Below are 21,005 nucleotides of genomic sequence, written 5' to 3'. Positions count from 1 at the left end.
CTTAATAGTTCTAATAATCCCTCTACTAGCTTAACACGTTTTCAGAATTTATTATAGAAAAATAGTTTAAAGTAACCGCTTACAATTTTAGATTATATATGATTCATTACAATAAATCTATTATTTACTTTTCATATTTGATAGAATTAAAAAAATATTTCAGGAGGTTTCAAACATGGCATTTACAGAATCTGATGTATACAATAACACAGCATTTTTCGAACAATATATGAAACGAAGATACCGAGAAAATAGCCCAAATGAATCCATTGAAAAACCAGTATTCTTTCAGCTCATTGGTCATGTACGAGGAAAACAAATTCTCGATTTAGGCTGTGGTGATGCTAAGTTTGGCGCGGAATTATTAGAAAAGGGATGCTACTCTTACACCGGCATTGAAGGCTCCGAACTTATGTATGAAAAAGCTAAAAAACAACTAGAAAATAAAAATGGATCTGTTCATTTTTTAAACCTCAAAGATTATACCTACCCCTCTTCCACTTTTGATTTAGTAACATCTAGACTCACCTTACATTATATTGAACATCTTGATGCCATTTTTCAAAATGTGTTTCAAACTTTAAAAACAAATGGCACCTTTACCTTTAGCGTTCAACATCCCGTTATTACTTCTTCGTTTGAAAGCTTACAAACAAGTGGTAAAAGAACGAGTTGGCTCGTCGATGATTACTTTAAACTAGGCAAACGGGTTGAACCATGGATTGACCAAGAAGTTATTAAATATCATCGTACACCGGAAGATTATTTCACATTATTACAGCAAGCCGGATTTACCATTACATCATTAAAAGAAGCTACACCAAATCCAACCTATTTTCAAAATGAAGAAGAGTATAAACGTCGCTTACGTATTCCTCTCTTCCTCTTATTTTCTTGTACCAAATAAAAAAAACGATGAATCACTCATCGTTTTTTTATCTCATTACCTGAGCAACTTCTTTAACTACACGTCTTCCTCTTCCGTGAGGTATACAAAGCGGTGTTCCAAACAACGGATCCGTACTAATTTGACACTCCATTCGGAATACATCACGTACTAGTTTCTCATCTACCACTTCTTCAGGTTTACCTTGTGCATATATTTGTTTATCCTGAATGGCTACAATGTTATCTGCATAGCGGCATGCTAAATTTAAATCGTGTAATACCATGACAATTGTTCTTTGTTCTGTTTCATTTAATTCGAATAATAAATCTAGCACCTCAATTTGGTGAGTCATATCTAAATATGTAGTAGGCTCATCCAGTAAAATAATATCTGTATCTTGTGCAAGCGTCATTGCAATCCAAGCACGTTGTCGTTGTCCACCTGAAAGAGCATGCACATCACGCTCAGCAAATTCTGTCATACCTGTTGCTGCAAGTGCCTTCTGTACCATTTCCTCATCTTTTTCTGACCACTGTTTCAGCCATGTTTGATATGGATAGCGTCCTTGTTTTACAAGTTGCAATACTGTAAGCCCTTCAGGTGCTTGCGGTCCTTGCGGTAAAATTGCCATTTGACGAGCAATTTGCTTCGTTTGCATACTTCGAATAGCTTGATTATCTAACAAAATGTCACCAGTTGTTGGCTTTAATAATCTAGCTAGTGAACGTAATAAAGTTGATTTCCCGCAACCGTTGGAACCGATAAAGATTGTAATTTCACCTTTTGAAATTTCTAAATTCAACTCATCGATAATAATTGTTTCACCATAAGACAACGTCAAACGTTTCGTCTCCAATGCTTTTTGCATATTCATCTCCCTTTATGAATTCCGACTTTTATAAAGTAAATAAATAAAATAAGGTGCACCAATTGCTGATGTAAATACCCCTGCTGGAATTTCAAGTGGTGTGAAAACTGTACGCCCAATTAAATCTGCAGCAAGTACTAGAATTGCACCGACAATAGCTGCAACTGGGAGTAATGCACCGTATAAAGAACCAACTAGCCTTCGTGAAATATGAGGTGCCATTAAACCGACAAATCCAATTCCTCCGGCGAAGGCAACTGCTCCCCCAATTAAAGCCGTACTAAGTAATAACATGAATACGCGTGACTTCGTTAAAGGAACACCAAGTCCTACCGCAATATCATCCCCTAGCTCTTGCGCATTTAAATGTCTAGCAGCTATAAATGATATTACCGTTAAAATGAGAACCCACGGTGCAAGCACCATAACGTTTTGCCATGAAGAACCATAAACAGTACCTGTAATCCATACATTCGCTTGACTCGCTTGATAAATTGGTGCTAACAACATAAACAAAGTCGTTGCCGCTTTCGTTAATGCCCAAAACCCCACACCAATTAAAACAAGACTAATCGGCGATAACCCGTCATTTCTCCATGCAAATAAATATACAAAAAGCGCCACAATCGTTGCCCCAACAAAGGCTGCTAACGGCATATAATGAATGCTTACAGTTAGCGCATTATTTTTATCACTAAATATAGCTAAAAACAATACAACTGCAACACTTGCCCCGCCCGTAATCCCGATGATATCCGGAGAAGCAAGTGGATTTCGAACGAGACCTTGTAAAATACATCCTGCTACAGCAAGCGCAATTCCTACGAGGATAGCAATTAAAATACGTGGCATACGAAACTTATTCACAACCATATTTGACATCGCATCGCCATTTCCAGTAATTGCTTGCCATACGTCATAAGGAGCAATTTTCATGTCTCCCATACCTGCACTCGCCAAAAATAATCCTATTAAAACAACTAGTAAACTTAACAAGACGAGACAAGCTCGTTTATACATTAAAAACGAGAGCTCACCTTTTCCTATACGAAACGGAATATACTTCTTCATTTGCTAAGCCCTCTCTTACGTGCAATATAAATAAAGAATGGAGCTCCAATAAATGCTGTCATAACTCCTACTGGTACTTCTTGTGGCATAATGACATATCTTGCTGCTATATCAGCCAATATTAGTAGTATTGCACCTAACAATCCGCTATAAGGCACTCTCCATCTGTGGTCAACTCCAACAAGAAATCTAGCAAAATGCGGAGTAATAATTCCAATAAATCCAATTGGGCCAGCAACCGCAACCGAACCACCAGACAACAGTACAATAATAAGTAACACGAATGATTTCATTAAAATTGTTCGTTGTCCAAGTCCTTTCGCGACGTCTTCTCCCATCATCAATGTATTTACTTTCCCTGCCATCATAAGAGATGCAATCCATCCTATTAATAAATATGGGAATACAGATTGTAAAATTTCTAACTTTCTCCCTTGCACAGATCCAGCAAGCCAAAATAATACCTCTTCAAGTGCTTTTTCATTTAACACAAGTAATCCTTGTGTTAATGATGAAAATAACGCACTAATTGCGACCCCTGCTAACGTTAACTTAAGAGGAGTAGTTCCTTCTTTTCCTAAAGAACTAGAAGCAAATACAAGTACAGCTGCAACCGCCGCTCCTAAAAAGGCAATCCATGTGAAAGCTGATAATGATGTTACTGAAAAGATTACAATTGCTACAACTATGAAGAACGCAGCACCTGAATTTAATCCAATAAAATCTGGAGAAGCAAGTGGATTCTTAGTTAAAGTTTGCATAAGACAACCAGCAATGGCTAAACTAGCACCAACACTAGCTGCAATTAACGCCCTAGGCAGACGTACATTTTGAATAATAATATGTTCATTGGAACCGTTAAAATGGAAAAAAGCATCCAATGCTAGTTTCCAACTCGTATTTGTATACCCGAAAATAATACTTCCCCAAATACAAATAACGACTGCAATGATTCCAACAAATAATCCAATCCATTTTGCTCGATTTGTTTTTAATAACATGCAGCGTTTCCCCTTCAATGTATAATGATACGTTGTTAGTGTATTTCAACTTAATTCTCATTGTCAACGGAAATGAGAATTATTTTCACCCATATGTATTGACAATCAAAAGATAAAGCCTTAATATCATGCTTGCTATTGAAAAATATTCTCAACATGTAGGGGGTACATAATGAATTTCATGCGGAAGAAATCGTTTACAGTATTTGTATTTTTACTAGCATTTTCAATGCTTTTAAGCGCTTGTGGAAAATCAAATAACAAAGAAGAATCTACAAAAGAAGATAATAAAAAAGAAGTGGTTACTGTAGAACATGCAATGGGTAAAACAGAAGTTCCTGCTAATCCAAAACGTGTAGTTATCTTAACAAATGAAGGAACTGAAGCTTTACTTGAATTAGGTGTGAAACCAGTTGGTGCTGTAAAGTCTTGGACTGGTGACCCATGGTATCCACATATTAAGGATAAAATGAAAGATGTAAAAGTTGTTGGTGATGAAGGACAAGTTAACGTTGAAACAATTGCTTCTTTAAAACCAGACTTAATTATCGGTAATAAAATGCGCCACGAAAAAGTGTACGAACAACTAAAAGCAATTGCACCTACTGTGTTCTCAGAAACATTACGTGGTGAATGGAAAGATAACTTCAAATTTTATGCAAAAGCATTAAATAAAGAAAAAGAAGGTCAAAAAGTTGTAGCTGATTACGAATCACGTATAAAAGATTTAAAAGGCAAACTTGGCGATAAAGTAAACCAAGAAATCTCTATGGTTCGTTTCATGCCTGGTGATGTTCGTATTTATCATGGCGATACATTCTCTGGTGTTATTTTAAAAGAACTTGGATTTAAACGTCCTGGAGATCAAAATAAAGATGATTTTGCAGAGCGTAACGTATCTAAAGAGCGTATTTCTGCTATGGATGGTGACGTATTATTCTACTTCACATTCGATAAAGGAAATGAGAAAAAAGGATCTGAACTAGAAAAAGAGTATATAAACGATCCTCTATTTACAAATTTAAATGCAGTAAAAAATGGTAAAGCATACAAAGTTGATGACGTTATTTGGAATACAGCTGGTGGCGTAATGGCCGCTAACCTACTATTAGATGACATCGAAAAACGCTTTGTTAAATAATATTTCCTTAACCAGCTCCCTTCTGTGGAGCTGGTTATTTTTCAATTCACTTAAATGTCACATTATTTCGTTTTGTATTTTTATTCCCAATATGTTATATTGAGAAAGTAAATAGAATATATTTTCTTTATATCAGAATAAATGTTTTAATCTAAATTTTCTGATTAATCACTATTTTATTTTCTTTTAGAATTCAATTATTACATTTGAAAACGCTTATCATCTCGTTTTTAGGGCAAAATACAGTAACGGTCGAAGAAAAATAGAACTTTTTTAGAAATTTTCTTTCTATTTCCATATAATTCTATTGACTTCTAAATATTTTGTAAATTAAAATGATTACATAAATATCCGTTATACAGGATTAGGGGGAAACAAAAATGGATGCAGCTTTAAAATTAGACAAAGCTGGAGAGCAACAATCACCAAAAAAACATCCACCAGGGTTGTACTTGTTGTTCTTAACAGAAATGTGGGAAAGATTTAGTTATTATGGAATGCGTGGCCTTTTAGTTCTTTATTTAACAACTGCTGCTGTTAGTGGCGGGTTAGGATTTGATAAGGCAGTCGCAGTGCAATTATATGGTACTTTTACAGCGGCAGTATATTTCATGCCAATTATAGGCGGATGGCTAACGGATCATTATATCACAAGACGTCATGCCATTACTCTCGGCGGAATCATTATGGCAATCGGCAATTTTGTACTATTCTCAATGAATACAAAAACAGGACTATTCCTTGGATTAATACTATTAGTTATTGGTAATGGATTCTTCAAACCAAATATTTCTACACTGTTAGGTGAATTGTATGGCGAAAATGATTCACGTCGTGACAGTGCATTTACTATCTTCTATATGGGTATTAACGTAGGTGCTTTCTTCGCTCCACTTATTTGTGGATTTTTAGCAGAAGATTTCTTTAAAACAAGCGCTAATGGCGTTATTGTAATGGGATATAAATACGGATTCTTAGCAGCTTGTATCGGTATGATTATTGGACAAATTGTTTTCAACTTATTAGCTCCTCGTTATCTTGGTAAAGCAGGAACAACAGTTGTTGGTAAAAAATCAAAAGATCAACCTGTAATCGAAAAGAAACCTTTAACAAAACAAGAGAAAAATCGTACTTGGGCAATTGTAATTTTAACTTGTTTCGTAATATTCTTCTGGGCAGGATTTGAACAAGCTGGTAGTTCTTTAACACTTTATACAAATAAATTTGTAGATCGTACAATTTTCGGTTGGGAAGTTCCAACATCTTGGTTCCAATCCGTTAATCCAGCATTCATCGTACTACTTGCACCATTTGTATCTATGCTATGGTTAAAACTTTCTAAAACAAAACGCGGTGATTTAAACGTGCCAACAAAAATGGCATTTGGTATGATTTTACTAGGTATAGGTTATCTTGTTTTAACATTAGCAGTTCTAAAAACTGGAAGTAGTGAAGCAGATATAACTGTAAAAGCGAATTTATTATTCATCGTTATCACTTATCTCTTCCATACAATTGGTGAGTTATTCTTATCACCAATCGGTCTATCAATGGTAAGTGCAATCGCTCCTGTAAAATTAGCATCATTATTAATGGGTGTATGGTTAGCTGGTACGGGTATGGCTAACTGGTTAGCAGGTAAACTTGCTTCCTTTACACAATCATTAGGATACCTTGAAGTATTTGCAAGTATCGGTATTATCGTTATCGTCTTAGGACTTGTACTCCTTCTCTTCTCTAAAAAAGTTGCGAGTATGATGGAATAACACACAAAAAGACGCTTCTAAAATTAGAAGCGTCTTTTTTATTACTTCTCCTCTAAAGCTGTCACGTCCACATGAACGCTCTCACCAGGATTAGATACATCATACACTTGAGCACTCCCCTTCTGCTCATCACAGCTCTCAATCCATACTGGTACGCCCTCATATGTAACGTCAATTCTACTTGAAGAAGATAAAATTTGCTTCACACGTTTTACATCCATACTACTATCCCTCCTTTTGCTTACTACACTCCTTTCTATTTTTTCTTTTCCTTTTAGAATATATTCCGTAAGGCAGCATGTTGATTGATAGTCATTTCTTCCTCACATGCTAATATTTACTCTCTCGCTACCTTTCTGACAAATAAAAAAAGACGTATATTCTACACGTCTTTTTCCATAATATTCAAATTTTAAGAAAATAATGTTTTTACTACCGCACTTACTTTATCATTATGGATTTGATAATACACTTCTAATCCTCGTCTTTCAAAGCGTACTACTTTATTTTGCTTTAACTTCGTTAAATGTTGTGAAACAGTTGATTGTGGAATTTCTAATACTTCCTGTAGCTGTGTTACATTACATGTTCCTCTTTGCATAAGTTCCATTACTAGACGTAGACGAAGTGGATGAGCTAACGCTCTTAACATTTGTACATCTTCTTCTGAAATACGACATTCGAATTGATTTTGGCTCATAAAGTTCCCCTCATTTTCATTTTTATTTGCGTTTTTATGTTCTTTTTATTTATTTATATATCTGTTCTTATATTTCCTGTTACGACATAACTTTATCAACCTATAAAGCCGAAAAAATTTTCCATCTTTATCAGCAAAAATTCAGGAAAAAATCCTTGCTGATTTTGAATATTATACTATATGATATAACGAAAAAGCAAAATAATGGCCTACGAATACTTTGCTTGCAAACGTTGTTTTATCAGGCTTTTTGTTATATTTTCACCTCATTGAAATGCACAGTAACGGTATTGTAAAATACCGTCTATAATTGATAACCTATCGTAATGTAGTTGAACTATAATTAACCTCTTTGTTACGCTAAAAGGAATTTTCAGTAAAAAGAGATGATGTGATATTAAAAATTTGTTTCTTATTTTTTATTCGTATTGCAAGCGGTTGGATTGTTGTGCAAAACTTCCTATTAAATCCACTCACCGTTCCCCCCACTAGATCAAACAGGACAGATAATTGCATATATCAAACTTTATACTTAATATAAAAGACTTCATCTAATATACGCCTATAAGGAACATGCCATCTGAATAAGCAAAATAATATGCACATAGTTTATACAGCACACTTAAATTCATTTGAGTGTGTTTTTTGTCTACTTTATGAACAAAGCTTTTCTTTTAACACTATTATGGAATAATTATACTTTTTTACGTTGACAATAGTGTTGAAGGAGAATATACTAAGCATGTAAGTTGATTGTGAATTGTTTCACAAATAATGTGAATTTCTTCACATATAATAGATAGGAGTTGTCATTATTATGAGTACTTGGACACAAATTTATGACCCGTTAAACAATATTTGGTTATCTGCACTAATCGCAGCACTTCCAATCTTTTGTTTCATCATTTGTTTAATGGGATTCAAAATGAAAAGTTACATGGCTGGTCTTTATAGTGTGATTGTCGCTATTATCCTTGCAATATTTGTTTATAAAATGCCAGCAACAGTAGCTGTAGCATCTGCCGGATTCGGTGTTTTATCTGGATTTTATCCAATTTGTACTATCGTTATCGCTGCAATTTTCCTTTACAAATTAACTGTTAAAACAGAGCAATTCAATATTATTCGCGATAGTATTTCAAGCATTACAAATGATCAACGTTTACAAGTATTATTAATCGCTTATTCTTTCGGTGCTTTCTTAGAAGGCGCAGCTGGTCTAGGGGTTCCAGTTGCTATTACAGCCGCACTACTTGTAGGTATGGGCTTTAATCCATTAAAAGCAGCAGGTATTTGTTTAGTAGCTAATATTGCTGGTGGTGCTATGGGTGCTATGGGTATTCCAGTTACAGTACCAGCACAATTAACTCAACTTGACGCATTAACTATTGGTCGTCAAACTGTTCTTATTTTACCTTTCATTAGTGTTATCTTACCTTTCTTACTTGTTTCAATGGTCGATGGAATTAAAGGTATTAAAGAAACTTGGCAAGGTATTCTTGTAAGTGGTGTTTCTTTCGCTATTACTCAATTCGCTGTAACTTACTTCTTAGGCGCAGAACTTACTAATATTTTCGCAGCCGTTGTAAGTATGATTGCTCTTGCATTATTCTTACGTGTTTGGCAACCAAAATCTTCTACTAAAGAAGAAAAACAAGAAACTAAAGTATCACATACATTCAATCAAATTTTATATGCTTGGTCTCCATTCGTATTCTTAACTGCATTTGTAACAATCTTTAACTTAAAACCGATTAAAGCTTTATTTGCTCCAGATGGTGCGTTAGCAAACTTAGTATTTAACATTCAGTTCCCTGGTCTTCATAATGCTGTTATGAAAACTACACCAATTACAAAAGCTGATACACCTTTCGCAGCTGTTTTCAAATTTGATGTATTCTCTTCTACAACTACTGCGATTGTACTAGCAATTATCGTTTCACTTATCGTTTACCGCGTAAAAGGTAAAATGGTTAAAGAATTAATGATTGAAACAATGAAAGAATTAAAAGCTCCAGTATATACAATTTGTAGCGTTATCGCGTTAGCTTACGTAGAGAACTACTCTGGTATGTCATCTACACTTGGACTTGCATTCTCTTCTACTGGTAATGCATTCCCAATTCTTTCTCCAATCTTAGGATGGATTGGCGTATTCATTACAGGTTCAGTAGTTTCAAGTGGTTCTTTATTCGCACCACTTCAAGCAGTAACAGCAGACCAGTTAAACATCGTTCCTTCTACACTCGTTGCCTTAAACGTAGTAGGTGGTACAATGGCAAAAATGGTTTCACCACAATCTGTAGCAGTTGCTTGTGCCGCAGTTGGACTAGTTGGTAAAGAATCTGCTCTATTTAAAACAGCAATGAAATACAGTTTAATCTTCTTAGCTGTTATTAGCTTACTTCAATTAAACGCTGTATTTAATATCTTTTAAAAATAAAACACCGATCCAAATGGATCGGTGTTTTTCACATTACATTTTTTTATTTTTTAATAAAGAAGCTCCAGCAATTTCAGGGTGAGTCATTTCGAATGGATCTAAAATAATATCCAATTCCTCTTCTGTCAGTACGCCATGTTCTAAACATAACTCCCTAACAGATTTTCCTGTTTCAATTGCTTCACGTGCAATACGAGATGCTGCTTCATAACCAATATGAGGATTAACTGCTGTAATAATTCCAACACTTTTCTCAACATATTGCTTCAGCAATTCTTCATTTGCTGTAATTCCTTCAATACAATATTCACGGAATACACGGAATCCATTATTCATAATACTTATAGATTGAATTAAATTAAATACAAGCACAGGCTCCATTACGTTTAACTCTAATTGTCCTGCTTCTGATGCTAAGCAAATTGTATGATCGTTTCCGATTACTTGGAATGCGACTTGGTTAATCACTTCTGCCATAACTGGATTCACTTTACCTGGCATAATCGATGAACCCGGCTGACGTGCTGGCAATTGAATTTCAGCTAACCCAACACGTGGCCCAGACGCCATAATACGAAGATCGTTTGCAATTTTAGACATGTTCATCATGCATACTTTAAGTGCTGCAGATACTTCTGTGTATGCATCTGTATTTTGCGTTGCATCAACTAAATGCTCTGCACCAACAAGTGGGAATCCACTAAACGTTCTTAAATGTTTTACTACTTGTTCAATATACGTAGGATTTGCATTTAATCCTGTACCAACAGCTGTCGCCCCCATATTCACTTCATATAAATGTTGACGAGACTGTTTAATTCTTTTTATATCACGCGCAAGCACTCGGCTATACGCTTCAAATTCTTGTCCAAGGCGAATTGGAACTGCATCTTGTAAATGTGTGCGTCCCATTTTAATAACGTGATCAAACTCTTTTGCTTTTTTACGAAAAGCAGAATGAAGTTCTTCCATTGTAATAAGAAGCTTTTCTAACATCATAAGAGTTGCAATATGAATTCCTGTCGGAAACGCATCGTTCGTTGATTGGGCCATGTTCACATGAGTGTTTGGGCTAATTTTCGCATACGCCCCTTTTTCATATCCCATACGTTCTAACGCTCTATTCGCAATTACTTCATTTGTATTCATATTAATAGAAGTTCCGGCTCCGCCTTGAATAGGGTCTACGATAAATTGATCATGAAACTTTCCATCAACAATTTCTTGCGCTGCTTCTGCAATTTCATGTCCAATGTCTTTAGCTAAGTAACCAGTATCTATATTCGCAAGCGCCGCCGCTTTTTTCACAATTGCCATTGCTGTAATGAGTGATGGATGAATGCGATATCCTGTAATTGGGAAGTTTTCTACGGCACGTAATGTTTGTACACCATAATAAGCTGCACTTGGTACTTCTTTTTCACCTAAAAAATCTTTTTCTATACGTATATCCTTCGTTGCTATCATTTTTATCACCTATACTTTTTCATTCTAAATCCTTATCCAAAAAATCCGCCTCGAAAAACACGAGTATCATTCAGAAGAATTTTTCAGTATCCACCTTCACTATATAGCACCTTTTTTGAAAGCGCAAACATTTATTTTTCTGCATATCCTTTTTATTAAAGTTTATAGAAAATCATTCTTCTACTTTCCTTATTTCCACTCGTTTAATTTGATGCATATCCTTTTCAAGGACTTTAAAATAAAAACCGTATTTCTCAATAACATCTCCTTCAGCAACGATTTGTTTTTGTACCATAATCCAGCCACCAATTGTATCTACATCATCAGCAATTAAATGTATGCCAAGCAAATCATTTACTTCACTAATAAGCACTTTTCCCTCTACGATTTTATAACCTTCACTTACATGCTCTATAGGTGGATTCTCATCTTCATCGTATTCATCTCGAATTTCTCCAACAATTTCTTCTAAAATATCTTCTAGTGTAACAATCCCTGCTGTACCACCATATTCATCATACAATACAGCTAATGGAATGTGTTTTCTTTGCATTTGTAATAGTAAATCATGAATTGGAATATTTTCTAGCACTTCAATAACTGGCCTTGTATACGGCATAATCGAGCACTCCTCGTCCCGATTCCCATCCATATAACGAATAAATAAATCTTTTACATTAACCATCCCAATAATTTCATCTTTATCTTCACCAAATACAGGATATCTCGTGTACTTTTCTTGCGCGATTACTTTAATATGTGTTTCAAATGGTTCGTCCTCATATAAGCCTACAACTTCCGTACGAGGTACCATAATTTCTTTTGCTACTCTATTATCAAATTCAAAAATATTATTTACATATTTAAATTCCCTTTGGTTAATCTCTCCGCTCTCATAGCTCTCAGATAAGATTAACCTTAATTCTTCTTCTGAATGAGCTACTTCATGTTCAGAAGCTGGATTTAATCCAAATAAACCAGTTACAACCCTCGCTGAACCATTCAAAGCCCAAATAAACGGATACATAACTCGGTAAAAATAAATAAGTGGTTTCGATAACAATAAGCTAACTTGTTCTGCTTTTTGTATAGCAAACGTCTTTGGAGCAAGTTCCCCAATGACAACATGTAAAAATGTAATTACTGCAAAGGCAATAATAAATGAAACTGTACTGGAAATTGCAGGTGAGAATTGCAATTTTAAAAACAACGGCTCGAGTAAATGTTTAATGGTTGGTTCCCCTAACCACCCGAGCCCTAAAGCAGTAATTGTAATACCTAGCTGACAGGCGGATAAATATTCATCTAAATTTGTAGTTACCTTTTTAGCTGCCAGTGCACCTCGTCTTTTTTCACTAACGAGTTGATCAATACGACTGCTACGTACCTTAATAATTGCAAATTCAACAGCCACAAAAAATGCTGTTAACCCAATAAGAATGACTACCATCAATAATTTTAAAATATCCACATATGCTCTTTAGCTTTCTTAGCTAAAGTTACACCTCCTTTTAAAAAGAAGTTTCACTTTAGTTTCTTCAATTATTGGAAAGCAACTCTATATAAAATCCACCAATTTTCAAACCTCATACAATTCTAAAGGTAAACCATCAGGGTCTTGGAAAAAGACGAATTTCTTCCCCGTTATTTCATCAATACGGATCGGTTCGATCTCAACACCACATTGATTTAAATGCTTCACAGCTTCTTCTATATTTGTAACAGCAAATGCTAAATGTCTAAGACCGGCTGCTTCTGGAAAACTTTTGCGCTCAGGCGGATTTGGAAATGAAAATAATTCGATTTGATACTCTTCTCCTACACATAAATCTAATTTATAAGAATCTCGTTCCTTTCTATATACTTCATTCATTTCTTTAAACCCTAATATTCTAGTATAAAAATACTTTGACGTCTCATAATTCGAACAAATAATTGCAACGTGATGCACTCTACATATATTCATACTCTCTCTATTCCTTTCTTTACCAAAGATGCATATTCTCCCTTGAAATGAAAAACATATATAGCAGAATATCTCTTTTAGGGGGCTTACCATGAAATTCATTACTTTTTTCGTCGGATTAATTGTTGTTTTCTTGCTCGCTTATATCGCTAGCAATAATAAGAAGCATATTAAATTTAAACCAATTTTTATCATGCTTATTATACAGTTAATTTTAACCTATTTACTATTAAATACAGAAATCGGCCTCATACTTATTAGAATCATTTCCAGTTTGTTTACAAAGCTACTCGAGTATGCTGCTAATGGAATAAATTTCGTATTTGGTGGTCTTGCAAATAAAGGTGAAATGCCATTTTTCCTTACTGTATTATTACCAATCGTCTTTATTTCTGTTTTAATTGGTATATTACAACATTTCAAAATACTACCACTTTTCATTCGTTGGATCGGGTACTTTCTTAGTAAAATAAATGGTCTTGGGAGATTAGAATCTTACAACGCTATCGCTTCTGCCATTGTCGGCCAATCAGAAGTTTTTATTACAGTGAAAAAGCAATTAGCTCAAATTCCAAAACACCGTCTTTATACACTTTGTGCCTCCGCTATGTCAACCGTATCTATGTCTATCGTAGGTGCCTATATGACAATGATTGAACCTAAGTATGTAGTAACTGCACTCGTTCTCAATTTATTTAGCGGTTTTATTATCGTACTCATCATTAACCCTTACGACGTTAAAGATGACGAAGATATTTTAGAAATCAAAGGTGAAAAACAAAGCTTTTTTGAAATGCTTGGAGAATACATTCTTGATGGTTTTCGTGTAGCCATTGTTGTCGGCGCTATGCTCATCGGATTTGTCGCATTAATTAGTTGTATTAATGACTTGTTCCTCATTATATTCGGTATTACGTTCCAACAATTAATTGGCTACGTATTTGCACCTATCGCATTCCTTATCGGTGTACCAAGCTCTGAAATTGTAGCAGCTGGCAGCATTATGGCAACGAAGCTTGTAACGAATGAATTTGTCGCAATGATGGACCTTAGTAAAATTTCTAATAGCCTTTCTCCCCGTACAGTTGGTATTATTTCCGTTTTCCTTGTATCTTTTGCCAATTTTTCTTCCATTGGTATTATTTCAGGTGCGGTAAAAGGACTAAACGAAGAACAAGGAAACGTTGTTGCGAGGTTTGGCCTTAAATTACTATATGGAGCTACTCTCGTTAGTATTTTATCTGCAATTATCGTAAGCATTATGTTGTAATTAGGTAAAATTTTATCATTTTCTTATCCCTATCTTTTGTATACAATAACGAATAGGTGTCTTATAAAGTGAAACTTTAATCAGAGTGGGGCTATCCCCACTCTGATTATTAGCCTTCATCAATCGGGTATTTACGGGCAGTTATCTCCCACCTAACTTCATTGTATTCACTGGACTTTGAGGTGGGCGTTTTACTGCTCGTTAATACGGGATAAATAATCAAGACATCTATTTTTTATACATGTACAATCGCTTTTATTTAGCGTAAAATATTTTTTATGTGTTTGAATACACTTCTAAATGTATACACTTTGATAGTTTTAAAGGAGAAAAAATGATGAAATCCGACACGAACAACGATACGCGAGCCAAAAAAGGACGCTCAAAGAAAAAACGCCTACTTTGGTTCCTTCTTATTCCATTACTAATTGTAGCACTTGGAGCAGGAGGCTACTCCTTCCATATATACAGTAAAGCAAAGTCCGTCTTAAATAATGCTTATGCTGAACTAGGTCGAGGAGAAAAGTCCAGTAAACGTGAAAAAGCTGTTAAACCTATGACCGACAACATTTCCGTACTAATTATGGGTGTTGATGAAAGTGATATTAGGGAAAAAGATTATGGAAAAGCAACTCGAACAGATGCGTTATTACTTGCAACAATTAATAAAAACGATAAATCCGTTAAACTTGTAAGCATTCCACGTGACTCACGCGTCTACATTAAATCACGTGATAAATACGATAAAATCACACATGCGCACGTATTCGGTGGTGTAGACAGCACAATTGATACGGTAGAGAACTTTTTAGATGTTCCAGTTGATTATTATGTAAAATTCAATTTTAAATCCTTTATTAAAATTGTTGATTCTCTTGGTGGCATTACTGTGGACGTTCCAGTTGAATTCACAGAGCAAAATAGTAAAGATGAAGCAGATGCAATTCATCTAAAAAAAGGACGTCAACATTTAAATGGAGAAGAGGCACTGGCACTAGCTAGAACTCGTCACATCGATAGTGATTATATGCGTGGCCAACGACAACAGCTTGTATTAGAGGCCATTGCTGAAAAGGCACTATCTCTTAATTCCATTAATAAAATCGGTGGCCTACTAGACGCTGTCGATAAAGACTTAAAAACCAATTTAACTTTTGATGATATGATGACAATTACAAAAAATTCAATGGATTCAAATTTAAAGATGGAAAAAATGCAAGTAGAAGGTACAGATAAATATATAGGTGGTATTTATTATTACGTGCCAAATGAAAAAAGCGTCGATACTATTTCAACTACCCTTCAAAAACATCTCGGTGTTACGAATAAAAATGAACATAAAAAATTATAATAAAAAGGCTGCTAGATCATTCTAGACAGCCTTTTTATTATATTTTTCAACATATTTTTCATACACATTGTGACAAGAAGTGACAATTATTACAGCAATGTAACATTTTTTATGAAAACATTACACACACAGTGAAAATAATAGTATACTAGTACGTACATAATGTTATTTTCATCATTTTTATACAAAAAATGTAATACATATGTTTATACATAAATTTCTGGGGGGAAATAAATGAAGCTAAGTAAAATACTGATTGGTTCTGCAATTGCTGGGGGCATATTACTTTGTGTAGGCGGTGTTGGGGGATATCAATATGTATCCAAATTAAATAATCAATTAGATACTACTGCATTACCAAATACTACATTTGAAGGTATTTCTCTCGATGGAAAAAATAAGAAAGATATTCAAGCAATTATTAATCAAAGGGTAACTGAATTAGATCAAAAATCCCTTACCTACATATTCCAAAACGATAAACAAACTTACACATGGAAAGATTTAGGGGTAAATTATAAAGAGAAAGATATTATTGACAAAATCTTCAAAGAACAAGAAGGAAACGTAATGAATCGTTACAAAATGCGCAAGCAAGCTGAAAACGGTGAATTAAAACGTGACTATAAATTAACACCACAATTAAATGCAACAGCTTATGAAACCTTTATAAAAGATAAATATAATGAAACATTAAAAAATCCTGTTAATGCAGAATTAAGCATTGAAGGCTCAACAGTAAATGTTAGTCAAAGCCAAAACGGAGAAAAAATTGATAAAGGAAAACTAAACAGTTTAACAAACGAAGCTATTACTACTGGTAAATCAGATGTTACATTACCAGTTACATTCATAAAACCAGAACGTTCTACAGAAGATATACAGAAAATGGGTATTAAAGAAGTCATTGCTGAATATTCTACTCCAATGGCTGGCCGTAACGGAAATCAATCATTTAACGTAAATAAGTCAGCTAATACTTTAAGTGGGGTTATTGTGGCACCTGATGAAACATTTAGTTTTAACGGCCGCGTTGGCGTAACTGATGCTGCACATGGTTACAAATCTGCAGCAGTATATTCACAAGGTAAAGTAATACAAAGTGCAGGCGGAGGAGTTTGCCAAGTCAGTAGTACTTTATACAGCGCAGCTTTAAGGGCTGATTTAGGAATTGTTTCTCGAAGCAATCATTCTATGCCAGTAAATTATTTACCACTTGGGCAAGATGCAGCAGTAGCAGATTATGGTCCAGATTTAAAATTTAAAAATAATACAGGCAATCATATTTATATTCAAGCATTTTCAAATGGAGGTAGTATTACTACACGCATTTTCGGTACAAATACTGGTAAAAATGTTGAAGTTTCTTCTCAAGTAATTAGTAGAACTAGTGATAAAATCACAGCGGTTACGTATAAAAAAGTAACACAAAACGGGGAAGTAATATCAAATGGACAAATTTCAAAAAGCGTATATAAAAGCGCTCCAAAGGAATAGATACTATCAACCGAATAGTATAAAGAAAAAGGCGTGATTAAATCACGCCTTTTTCTTTTGCAGTAATAGTAAAAAAGTTTCAAGATGGTCTTTCGTTTCTTCTAAAGACCACATACGATTTCCTTGCTTCGCAGCTAATACACACGCCTCTTCCCACGCGTTCTTTTTCTTCATATTTATTAATTCATCACGTAATTTCAAAACAATTTCTTCGTCTTCTTGTTCAATAAACTCTTCCATCACGCTTACTATTTCATCCTCATGAATACTTAACGTACAGTACGATTTAAGAAAGTATTGTAATGTCATATACATAATGTACTCCCCCTTCTTATTTATCAGATGGATAAGAAGTAATAATCTTAAACCCTAATTCCCCTGACTTATCTCTTGCTAAAACTGTAACAGTTTTTACCAACTTGTCTTTTACACTCATATTTTTCTTTATTACCGTTTTTCCAACAGGGAATGAATGAGTTGTATTTACTACGAGACGAGCCTCTTTAGAATTTTTTAACCAATCTTGAATTTCCTTGTCATGTTGCTTCAAGCTATCTTTTACAGCTTTCGTCGCTGTTTCTTTATCATAGTATGTACTTGCGGCTGACACTTTATCTGTCTTCAAGCGATTCTTCAAATCCTCTTCTGACTTGCCTACATGTCTTTCAATCGTATGACCATTTTTAGGTGGTCCTTCCATTTCATCTAAAATATTATCACTAATTTTTTCTACCGATGTAGCTTGATTACCTGTCTGTTTCTCTGTTTTTTGTTCTTTTCCTGCACATCCACTTAAGATCAGCATTAATGCCAATAAACTACTGAAGAAAAGACTACTTATTCGTTTCATCATATCACCTCTTCCATGATTATTATCGCAACTTCACTAAAAGTCAATTTCACAACGAAAAAATCTATCAGTTTTCATTTTTTTCATCTATTTTTCCATATTTACCCGCGCAATTTCATCAACCCTCTATTTTTCGCCTTTTATAATATATACCCCCTATATTTTATAATTATTTCCCGAATAAAATCACCAATAATATAATTATAAAACCCTTTTATAAAAAGGGTTTTATACTGTTTTTCAAAACGATTTAAAATACCCCTATTTTTATATACCTAATACCTATATAAGGTATCAGGACCCCTTCTTATCAACGTTTTTCTACATTATGTAAATTTCCCCTTGCCTATACAATCGAAATATGGTGTAATGCAAAAAAAGATAAAGGATTTTAAACAATGGCTGAAACGATTCAAAATTTCTTAACAGAATACTATTCAATCGCAATTCCACTTAGTATCTTAATTAACATCATCATTAGTCTTTTAGGTGTTATTCCTAGCATCTTTTTAACCGCCATTAATATACAGCTCTTCGGTGTAACAAATGGCACAATCATTTCGATCACAGGTGAGGCCTTAGGGGCTATTATCTCGTTTTATATTTACCGCCTGGGCCTTCAAAAGTTCACTCACGATAAAGTAAATAAGTACCCAAAGGTAGAGCGTCTTCTTTATGTAGAAGGTAGAGAGGCCTTTCTACTCGTTCTATCGTTTCGATTGATACCTTTCATCCCATCAAGTATCGTGACTTTATTTGCAGCTCTAGGGAAAATGTCATTACTCTCCTTCAGTATTGCCAGTACAATAGGTAAAATACCGGCCTTATTGATTGAAGTATATTCGGCATACCAAGTCATGAACGGAACAAATGAAGCGAAGTGGGTTGTAACAATCGCAGGCGTTATTGGATTGTTTTATTTGTGGAAAAAATGGAGAAAAAAATAAAGAAGGAGCCTATGCTCCTTCTTTATTTTTGAGGTATTTTATTACTAGCTCTTCCTTAAAGCCTTAGTTTACACCAACAGCACTAAATGATTGCTTAACTGCTGCTACTTCAGCAGAATTTGCACCATATAAGTCTGCAGCAGCTTGTACTGCACCAGCACGAGCTTGGCTAAATGTAGTAGATTGCGTGAAATACTGTGTATTTGCACGGTAGTAAATCGCACCTAATTTATCTTTACCGATACCAGTTACAGTTACACCATAATGCGTACCACCATTTGCTAATAAATAAGCTTGTTTATTAATAATGCCACTGTTTGTATGAACACCACCGTTATCACTTGAACCAGTGTAACGCTTAGAATAATGGTCTGGATCACCATACTTCGTAGGATCACTCATAGAGCGAAGTGCGTCTCCTGCTTTACCAGGTGTGTAAATATCTTCACCAATCTCCCAATCCGGGTTACGGTTATCATAGAATTCTACTAAAGTACCAAAGATATCAGAAATCGCTTCATTTAAAGCCCCAGATTCATTTTGATAAATTAGATTTGAACTATTTTCCGTAACAGCATGCGTTAACTCGTGACCAATTACATCAATTCCACCAGATAATGAAGTAAACGTTACACCATCACCATCTCCGTATACCATCTGTGATCCGTTCCAGAATGCATTGTTATAATTACTTCCGTAATGAACTGTCGATTTTAACGGTGCTCCTGCATCATTAATAGAATTTCTATTAAACGTAGCTTTATAGTAATCATATGTTTTACCTGCATAGTAATGAGCATCTACTGCTGCTGCATCATACGCTGCATTGAAAACATTATCTGCATCTGCCCATAATGTTCCTGGTAATGTTGAACGGTTTTTCGCATCATATGTGAAAATCGTTGCCCCGCGTGTATTATCTTGTAAGTAGTAAGATGATCCAGATAACGTTGTATTAAGCGACTTCGTATCTCCTAATACACCTTTACCAGTTCCTACTTTATTCGTTCCTGTTACAGGCTTTACAACAGCTTTCGCATCCTGTTTAGGAGCCTCTTGCTTAACTGGTGACTTATCATCATTCGTCACATGATCAATTGTATTAAACTTATTTAATACTTTACCGCTGTCTGCCTCAATGAAATAGTAGTAGTTTCCTGGGCTTGGATCTAAGAAGTTTAGATTTACAACATATGCATATGTTGTTTCCTCACCGTTTTGATATACATATAAGTCCGCTTTTGGTTCTACTTCATATTTCGGTGTTACCCCTAAATCTTGCTGCGCGATTTCAATTGCTTTTGCGCCTTCAATCTTATTTTTATTTTTCAACTTTTCCTTTTTGTCTAAATCAGGTGCAACTGTTCCAGACAATACTTTTAAAGAACCGTCTTTACTTACGTGAGCTACTTGAGTAGAACCCCATACAGGCACTCCTTCGTAAACTTGTTGCATACGTACTACTGTTGAATCAGTTACAGCATCTTTCTTCACTTGTTTCACTTTGAAAGAATCTTGTGCACTCTTTTCCCCTAGCTTGTAATCACCTTTTGCTGCGTTTAAGTAATCAAACACAACAGATTCTGCTTTCTTGCCAGTTGCTTCAGTTAGATCACCAGAAATAAACTCAGGTGACTGCACCGTCTCATTGTACTTCTTCGTAGAGAGCACATTTTTAGAATCCGCAAATGCAGAGCCTGTCCCTCCAAACGTTGTAACTGCCATTCCTGTCGCTAACACTAACGCTAAACTTTTCTTTTTCATGAACCTTCCCCCTA

Annotated in this window: 19 protein-coding genes; 8 read left to right on the top strand and 11 right to left on the bottom strand. The window is 34.9% G+C overall.

The genetic code is table 11. From position 1 onward, the window contains the following. Positions 1–175: 175 nt before the first annotated feature. A complete protein-coding gene (locus DN407_RS03190; protein WP_149216003.1) occupies positions 176–907 on the top strand; it encodes a class I SAM-dependent DNA methyltransferase in 732 nt (243 codons plus the stop codon). A 28-nt stretch (positions 908–935) separates the two neighbouring features. Here DN407_RS03190 and DN407_RS03185 read toward each other — a convergent pair whose 3' ends face one another. Genes DN407_RS03185 through DN407_RS03175 form a run of 3 tightly spaced genes read right to left on the bottom strand, consistent with a single transcriptional unit; the run spans position 936 to position 3,829 of the window. Continuing rightward, complete coding sequence (locus tag DN407_RS03185) at positions 936–1,757, bottom strand: ABC transporter ATP-binding protein (RefSeq protein WP_098283697.1); 822 nt, start codon at positions 1,755–1,757, stop codon at positions 936–938. Positions 1,758–1,769: 12 nt separating this feature from the next. After that, on the bottom strand, positions 1,770–2,828 hold the full coding sequence (locus DN407_RS03180; RefSeq protein ID WP_149216002.1) for a FecCD family ABC transporter permease: 1,059 nt from the start codon (positions 2,826–2,828) through the stop codon (positions 1,770–1,772). Next, the gene (locus DN407_RS03175) at positions 2,825–3,829 is read right to left on the bottom strand and encodes a FecCD family ABC transporter permease (protein WP_000925232.1); all 1,005 of its coding nucleotides are present in this window, start codon (positions 3,827–3,829) and stop codon (positions 2,825–2,827) included. Before DN407_RS03175 ends, DN407_RS03180 begins: the two co-directional genes overlap by 4 nt. A gap of 172 nt (positions 3,830–4,001) precedes the next feature. Here DN407_RS03175 and DN407_RS03170 point away from each other — a divergent pair, with 172 nt between their 5' ends. Next, positions 4,002–4,970, top strand: a complete 969-nt coding sequence (locus DN407_RS03170; protein ID WP_149216001.1) for an ABC transporter substrate-binding protein — start codon at positions 4,002–4,004, stop codon at positions 4,968–4,970. Between the two features lie 380 nt (positions 4,971–5,350). Next, positions 5,351–6,736 carry a peptide MFS transporter gene (locus tag DN407_RS03165; protein WP_149216000.1) on the top strand — a complete coding sequence of 462 codons (1,386 nt, stop codon included), beginning with the start codon at positions 5,351–5,353 and terminating at the stop codon, positions 6,734–6,736. Between the two features lie 41 nt (positions 6,737–6,777). Here DN407_RS03165 and DN407_RS03160 read toward each other — a convergent pair whose 3' ends face one another. Together DN407_RS03160 and DN407_RS03155 are read right to left on the bottom strand one after the other, a co-directional pair. Continuing rightward, positions 6,778–6,957: an acid-soluble spore protein H gene (locus DN407_RS03160; protein WP_000382679.1), complete on the bottom strand. Its 180-nt coding sequence runs from the start codon at positions 6,955–6,957 to the stop codon at positions 6,778–6,780. Positions 6,958–7,148: 191 nt separating this feature from the next. Then, positions 7,149–7,436 carry an ArsR/SmtB family transcription factor gene (locus tag DN407_RS03155; protein WP_000081428.1) on the bottom strand — a complete coding sequence of 96 codons (288 nt, stop codon included), beginning with the start codon at positions 7,434–7,436 and terminating at the stop codon, positions 7,149–7,151. Between the two features lie 817 nt (positions 7,437–8,253). Here DN407_RS03155 and DN407_RS03150 point away from each other — a divergent pair. Further along, positions 8,254–9,873, top strand: a complete 1,620-nt coding sequence (locus DN407_RS03150; RefSeq protein WP_030023043.1) for an L-lactate permease — start codon at positions 8,254–8,256, stop codon at positions 9,871–9,873. A 39-nt stretch (positions 9,874–9,912) separates the two neighbouring features. On the opposite strand, the gene aspA is transcribed toward DN407_RS03150, so the two are convergent. The 3 genes from aspA to gloA2 form a co-directional block, all read right to left on the bottom strand. Further along, a complete protein-coding gene (gene aspA / locus DN407_RS03145; RefSeq protein WP_000562130.1) occupies positions 9,913–11,346 on the bottom strand; it encodes an aspartate ammonia-lyase in 1,434 nt (477 codons plus the stop codon). Between the two features lie 172 nt (positions 11,347–11,518). Further along, on the bottom strand, positions 11,519–12,817 hold the full coding sequence (locus DN407_RS03140) for a hemolysin family protein (protein WP_088361411.1): 1,299 nt from the start codon (positions 12,815–12,817) through the stop codon (positions 11,519–11,521). A 108-nt stretch (positions 12,818–12,925) separates the two neighbouring features. Next, the gene (gloA2, locus tag DN407_RS03135; protein ID WP_001017684.1) at positions 12,926–13,312 is read right to left on the bottom strand and encodes an SMU1112c/YaeR family gloxylase I-like metalloprotein; all 387 of its coding nucleotides are present in this window, start codon (positions 13,310–13,312) and stop codon (positions 12,926–12,928) included. Between the two features lie 91 nt (positions 13,313–13,403). Here gloA2 and DN407_RS03130 point away from each other — a divergent pair, with 91 nt between their 5' ends. The 3 genes from DN407_RS03130 (at position 13,404) to DN407_RS03120 (ending at position 17,430) form a co-directional block, all read left to right on the top strand. Then, positions 13,404–14,582, top strand: a complete 1,179-nt coding sequence (locus DN407_RS03130) for a NupC/NupG family nucleoside CNT transporter (RefSeq protein WP_149215999.1) — start codon at positions 13,404–13,406, stop codon at positions 14,580–14,582. A 334-nt stretch (positions 14,583–14,916) separates the two neighbouring features. Beyond that, positions 14,917–15,933 (top strand): LCP family protein, encoded by a 1,017-nt coding sequence (locus tag DN407_RS03125; protein ID WP_001986019.1) that lies wholly within the window; start codon positions 14,917–14,919, stop codon positions 15,931–15,933. A 234-nt stretch (positions 15,934–16,167) separates the two neighbouring features. After that, a complete protein-coding gene (locus DN407_RS03120) occupies positions 16,168–17,430 on the top strand; it encodes a VanW family protein (RefSeq protein ID WP_000777362.1) in 1,263 nt (420 codons plus the stop codon). Positions 17,431–17,472: 42 nt separating this feature from the next. Here DN407_RS03120 and DN407_RS03115 read toward each other — a convergent pair whose 3' ends face one another. Both DN407_RS03115 and DN407_RS03110 read right to left on the bottom strand, forming a co-directional pair. Further along, complete coding sequence (locus DN407_RS03115) at positions 17,473–17,745, bottom strand: hypothetical protein (protein WP_000282019.1); 273 nt, start codon at positions 17,743–17,745, stop codon at positions 17,473–17,475. Positions 17,746–17,761: 16 nt separating this feature from the next. After that, the gene (locus tag DN407_RS03110; RefSeq protein ID WP_000822695.1) at positions 17,762–18,280 is read right to left on the bottom strand and encodes an RNase A-like domain-containing lipoprotein; all 519 of its coding nucleotides are present in this window, start codon (positions 18,278–18,280) and stop codon (positions 17,762–17,764) included. A gap of 398 nt (positions 18,281–18,678) precedes the next feature. Here DN407_RS03110 and DN407_RS03105 point away from each other — a divergent pair, with 398 nt between their 5' ends. Next, positions 18,679–19,227: a TVP38/TMEM64 family protein gene (locus tag DN407_RS03105; protein WP_044584122.1), complete on the top strand. Its 549-nt coding sequence runs from the start codon at positions 18,679–18,681 to the stop codon at positions 19,225–19,227. Positions 19,228–19,290: 63 nt separating this feature from the next. Here DN407_RS03105 and DN407_RS03100 read toward each other — a convergent pair whose 3' ends face one another. Further along, entirely contained in the window at positions 19,291–20,991 is a 1,701-nt protein-coding gene (locus DN407_RS03100; protein ID WP_000730369.1) for a M4 family metallopeptidase, read from the bottom strand. Positions 20,992–21,005: the final 14 nt, after the last annotated feature.

The sequence above is a fragment of the Bacillus sp. JAS24-2 genome, assembly GCF_008274905.1.
In the GTDB taxonomy this organism is placed as follows: domain Bacteria; phylum Bacillota; class Bacilli; order Bacillales; family Bacillaceae_G; genus Bacillus_A; species Bacillus_A cereus.
Note: the sequence above shows the minus strand (reverse complement) of the source record. Positions and strands in the feature narration are given on the sequence as shown.

Coding starts and splice junctions, on each gene's coding strand:
- DN407_RS03190 (WP_149216003.1), top strand. CDS start 176: ATGGCATTTACAGAATCTGATGTATACAATAACACAGCATTTTTCGAA.
- DN407_RS03185 (WP_098283697.1), bottom strand. CDS start 1,757: ATGCAAAAAGCATTGGAGACGAAACGTTTGACGTTGTCTTATGGTGAA.
- DN407_RS03180 (WP_149216002.1), bottom strand. CDS start 2,828: ATGAAGAAGTATATTCCGTTTCGTATAGGAAAAGGTGAGCTCTCGTTT.
- DN407_RS03175 (WP_000925232.1), bottom strand. CDS start 3,829: ATGTTATTAAAAACAAATCGAGCAAAATGGATTGGATTATTTGTTGGA.
- DN407_RS03170 (WP_149216001.1), top strand. CDS start 4,002: ATGAATTTCATGCGGAAGAAATCGTTTACAGTATTTGTATTTTTACTA.
- DN407_RS03165 (WP_149216000.1), top strand. CDS start 5,351: ATGGATGCAGCTTTAAAATTAGACAAAGCTGGAGAGCAACAATCACCA.
- DN407_RS03160 (WP_000382679.1), bottom strand. CDS start 6,957: ATGGATGTAAAACGTGTGAAGCAAATTTTATCTTCTTCAAGTAGAATT.
- DN407_RS03155 (WP_000081428.1), bottom strand. CDS start 7,436: ATGAGCCAAAATCAATTCGAATGTCGTATTTCAGAAGAAGATGTACAA.
- DN407_RS03150 (WP_030023043.1), top strand. CDS start 8,254: ATGAGTACTTGGACACAAATTTATGACCCGTTAAACAATATTTGGTTA.
- aspA (WP_000562130.1), bottom strand. CDS start 11,346: ATGATAGCAACGAAGGATATACGTATAGAAAAAGATTTTTTAGGTGAA.
- gloA2 (WP_001017684.1), bottom strand. CDS start 13,312: ATGAATATATGTAGAGTGCATCACGTTGCAATTATTTGTTCGAATTAT.
- DN407_RS03130 (WP_149215999.1), top strand. CDS start 13,404: ATGAAATTCATTACTTTTTTCGTCGGATTAATTGTTGTTTTCTTGCTC.
- DN407_RS03125 (WP_001986019.1), top strand. CDS start 14,917: ATGATGAAATCCGACACGAACAACGATACGCGAGCCAAAAAAGGACGC.
- DN407_RS03120 (WP_000777362.1), top strand. CDS start 16,168: ATGAAGCTAAGTAAAATACTGATTGGTTCTGCAATTGCTGGGGGCATA.
- DN407_RS03115 (WP_000282019.1), bottom strand. CDS start 17,745: ATGTATATGACATTACAATACTTTCTTAAATCGTACTGTACGTTAAGT.
- DN407_RS03110 (WP_000822695.1), bottom strand. CDS start 18,280: ATGAAACGAATAAGTAGTCTTTTCTTCAGTAGTTTATTGGCATTAATG.
- DN407_RS03105 (WP_044584122.1), top strand. CDS start 18,679: ATGGCTGAAACGATTCAAAATTTCTTAACAGAATACTATTCAATCGCA.
- DN407_RS03100 (WP_000730369.1), bottom strand. CDS start 20,991: ATGAAAAAGAAAAGTTTAGCGTTAGTGTTAGCGACAGGAATGGCAGTT.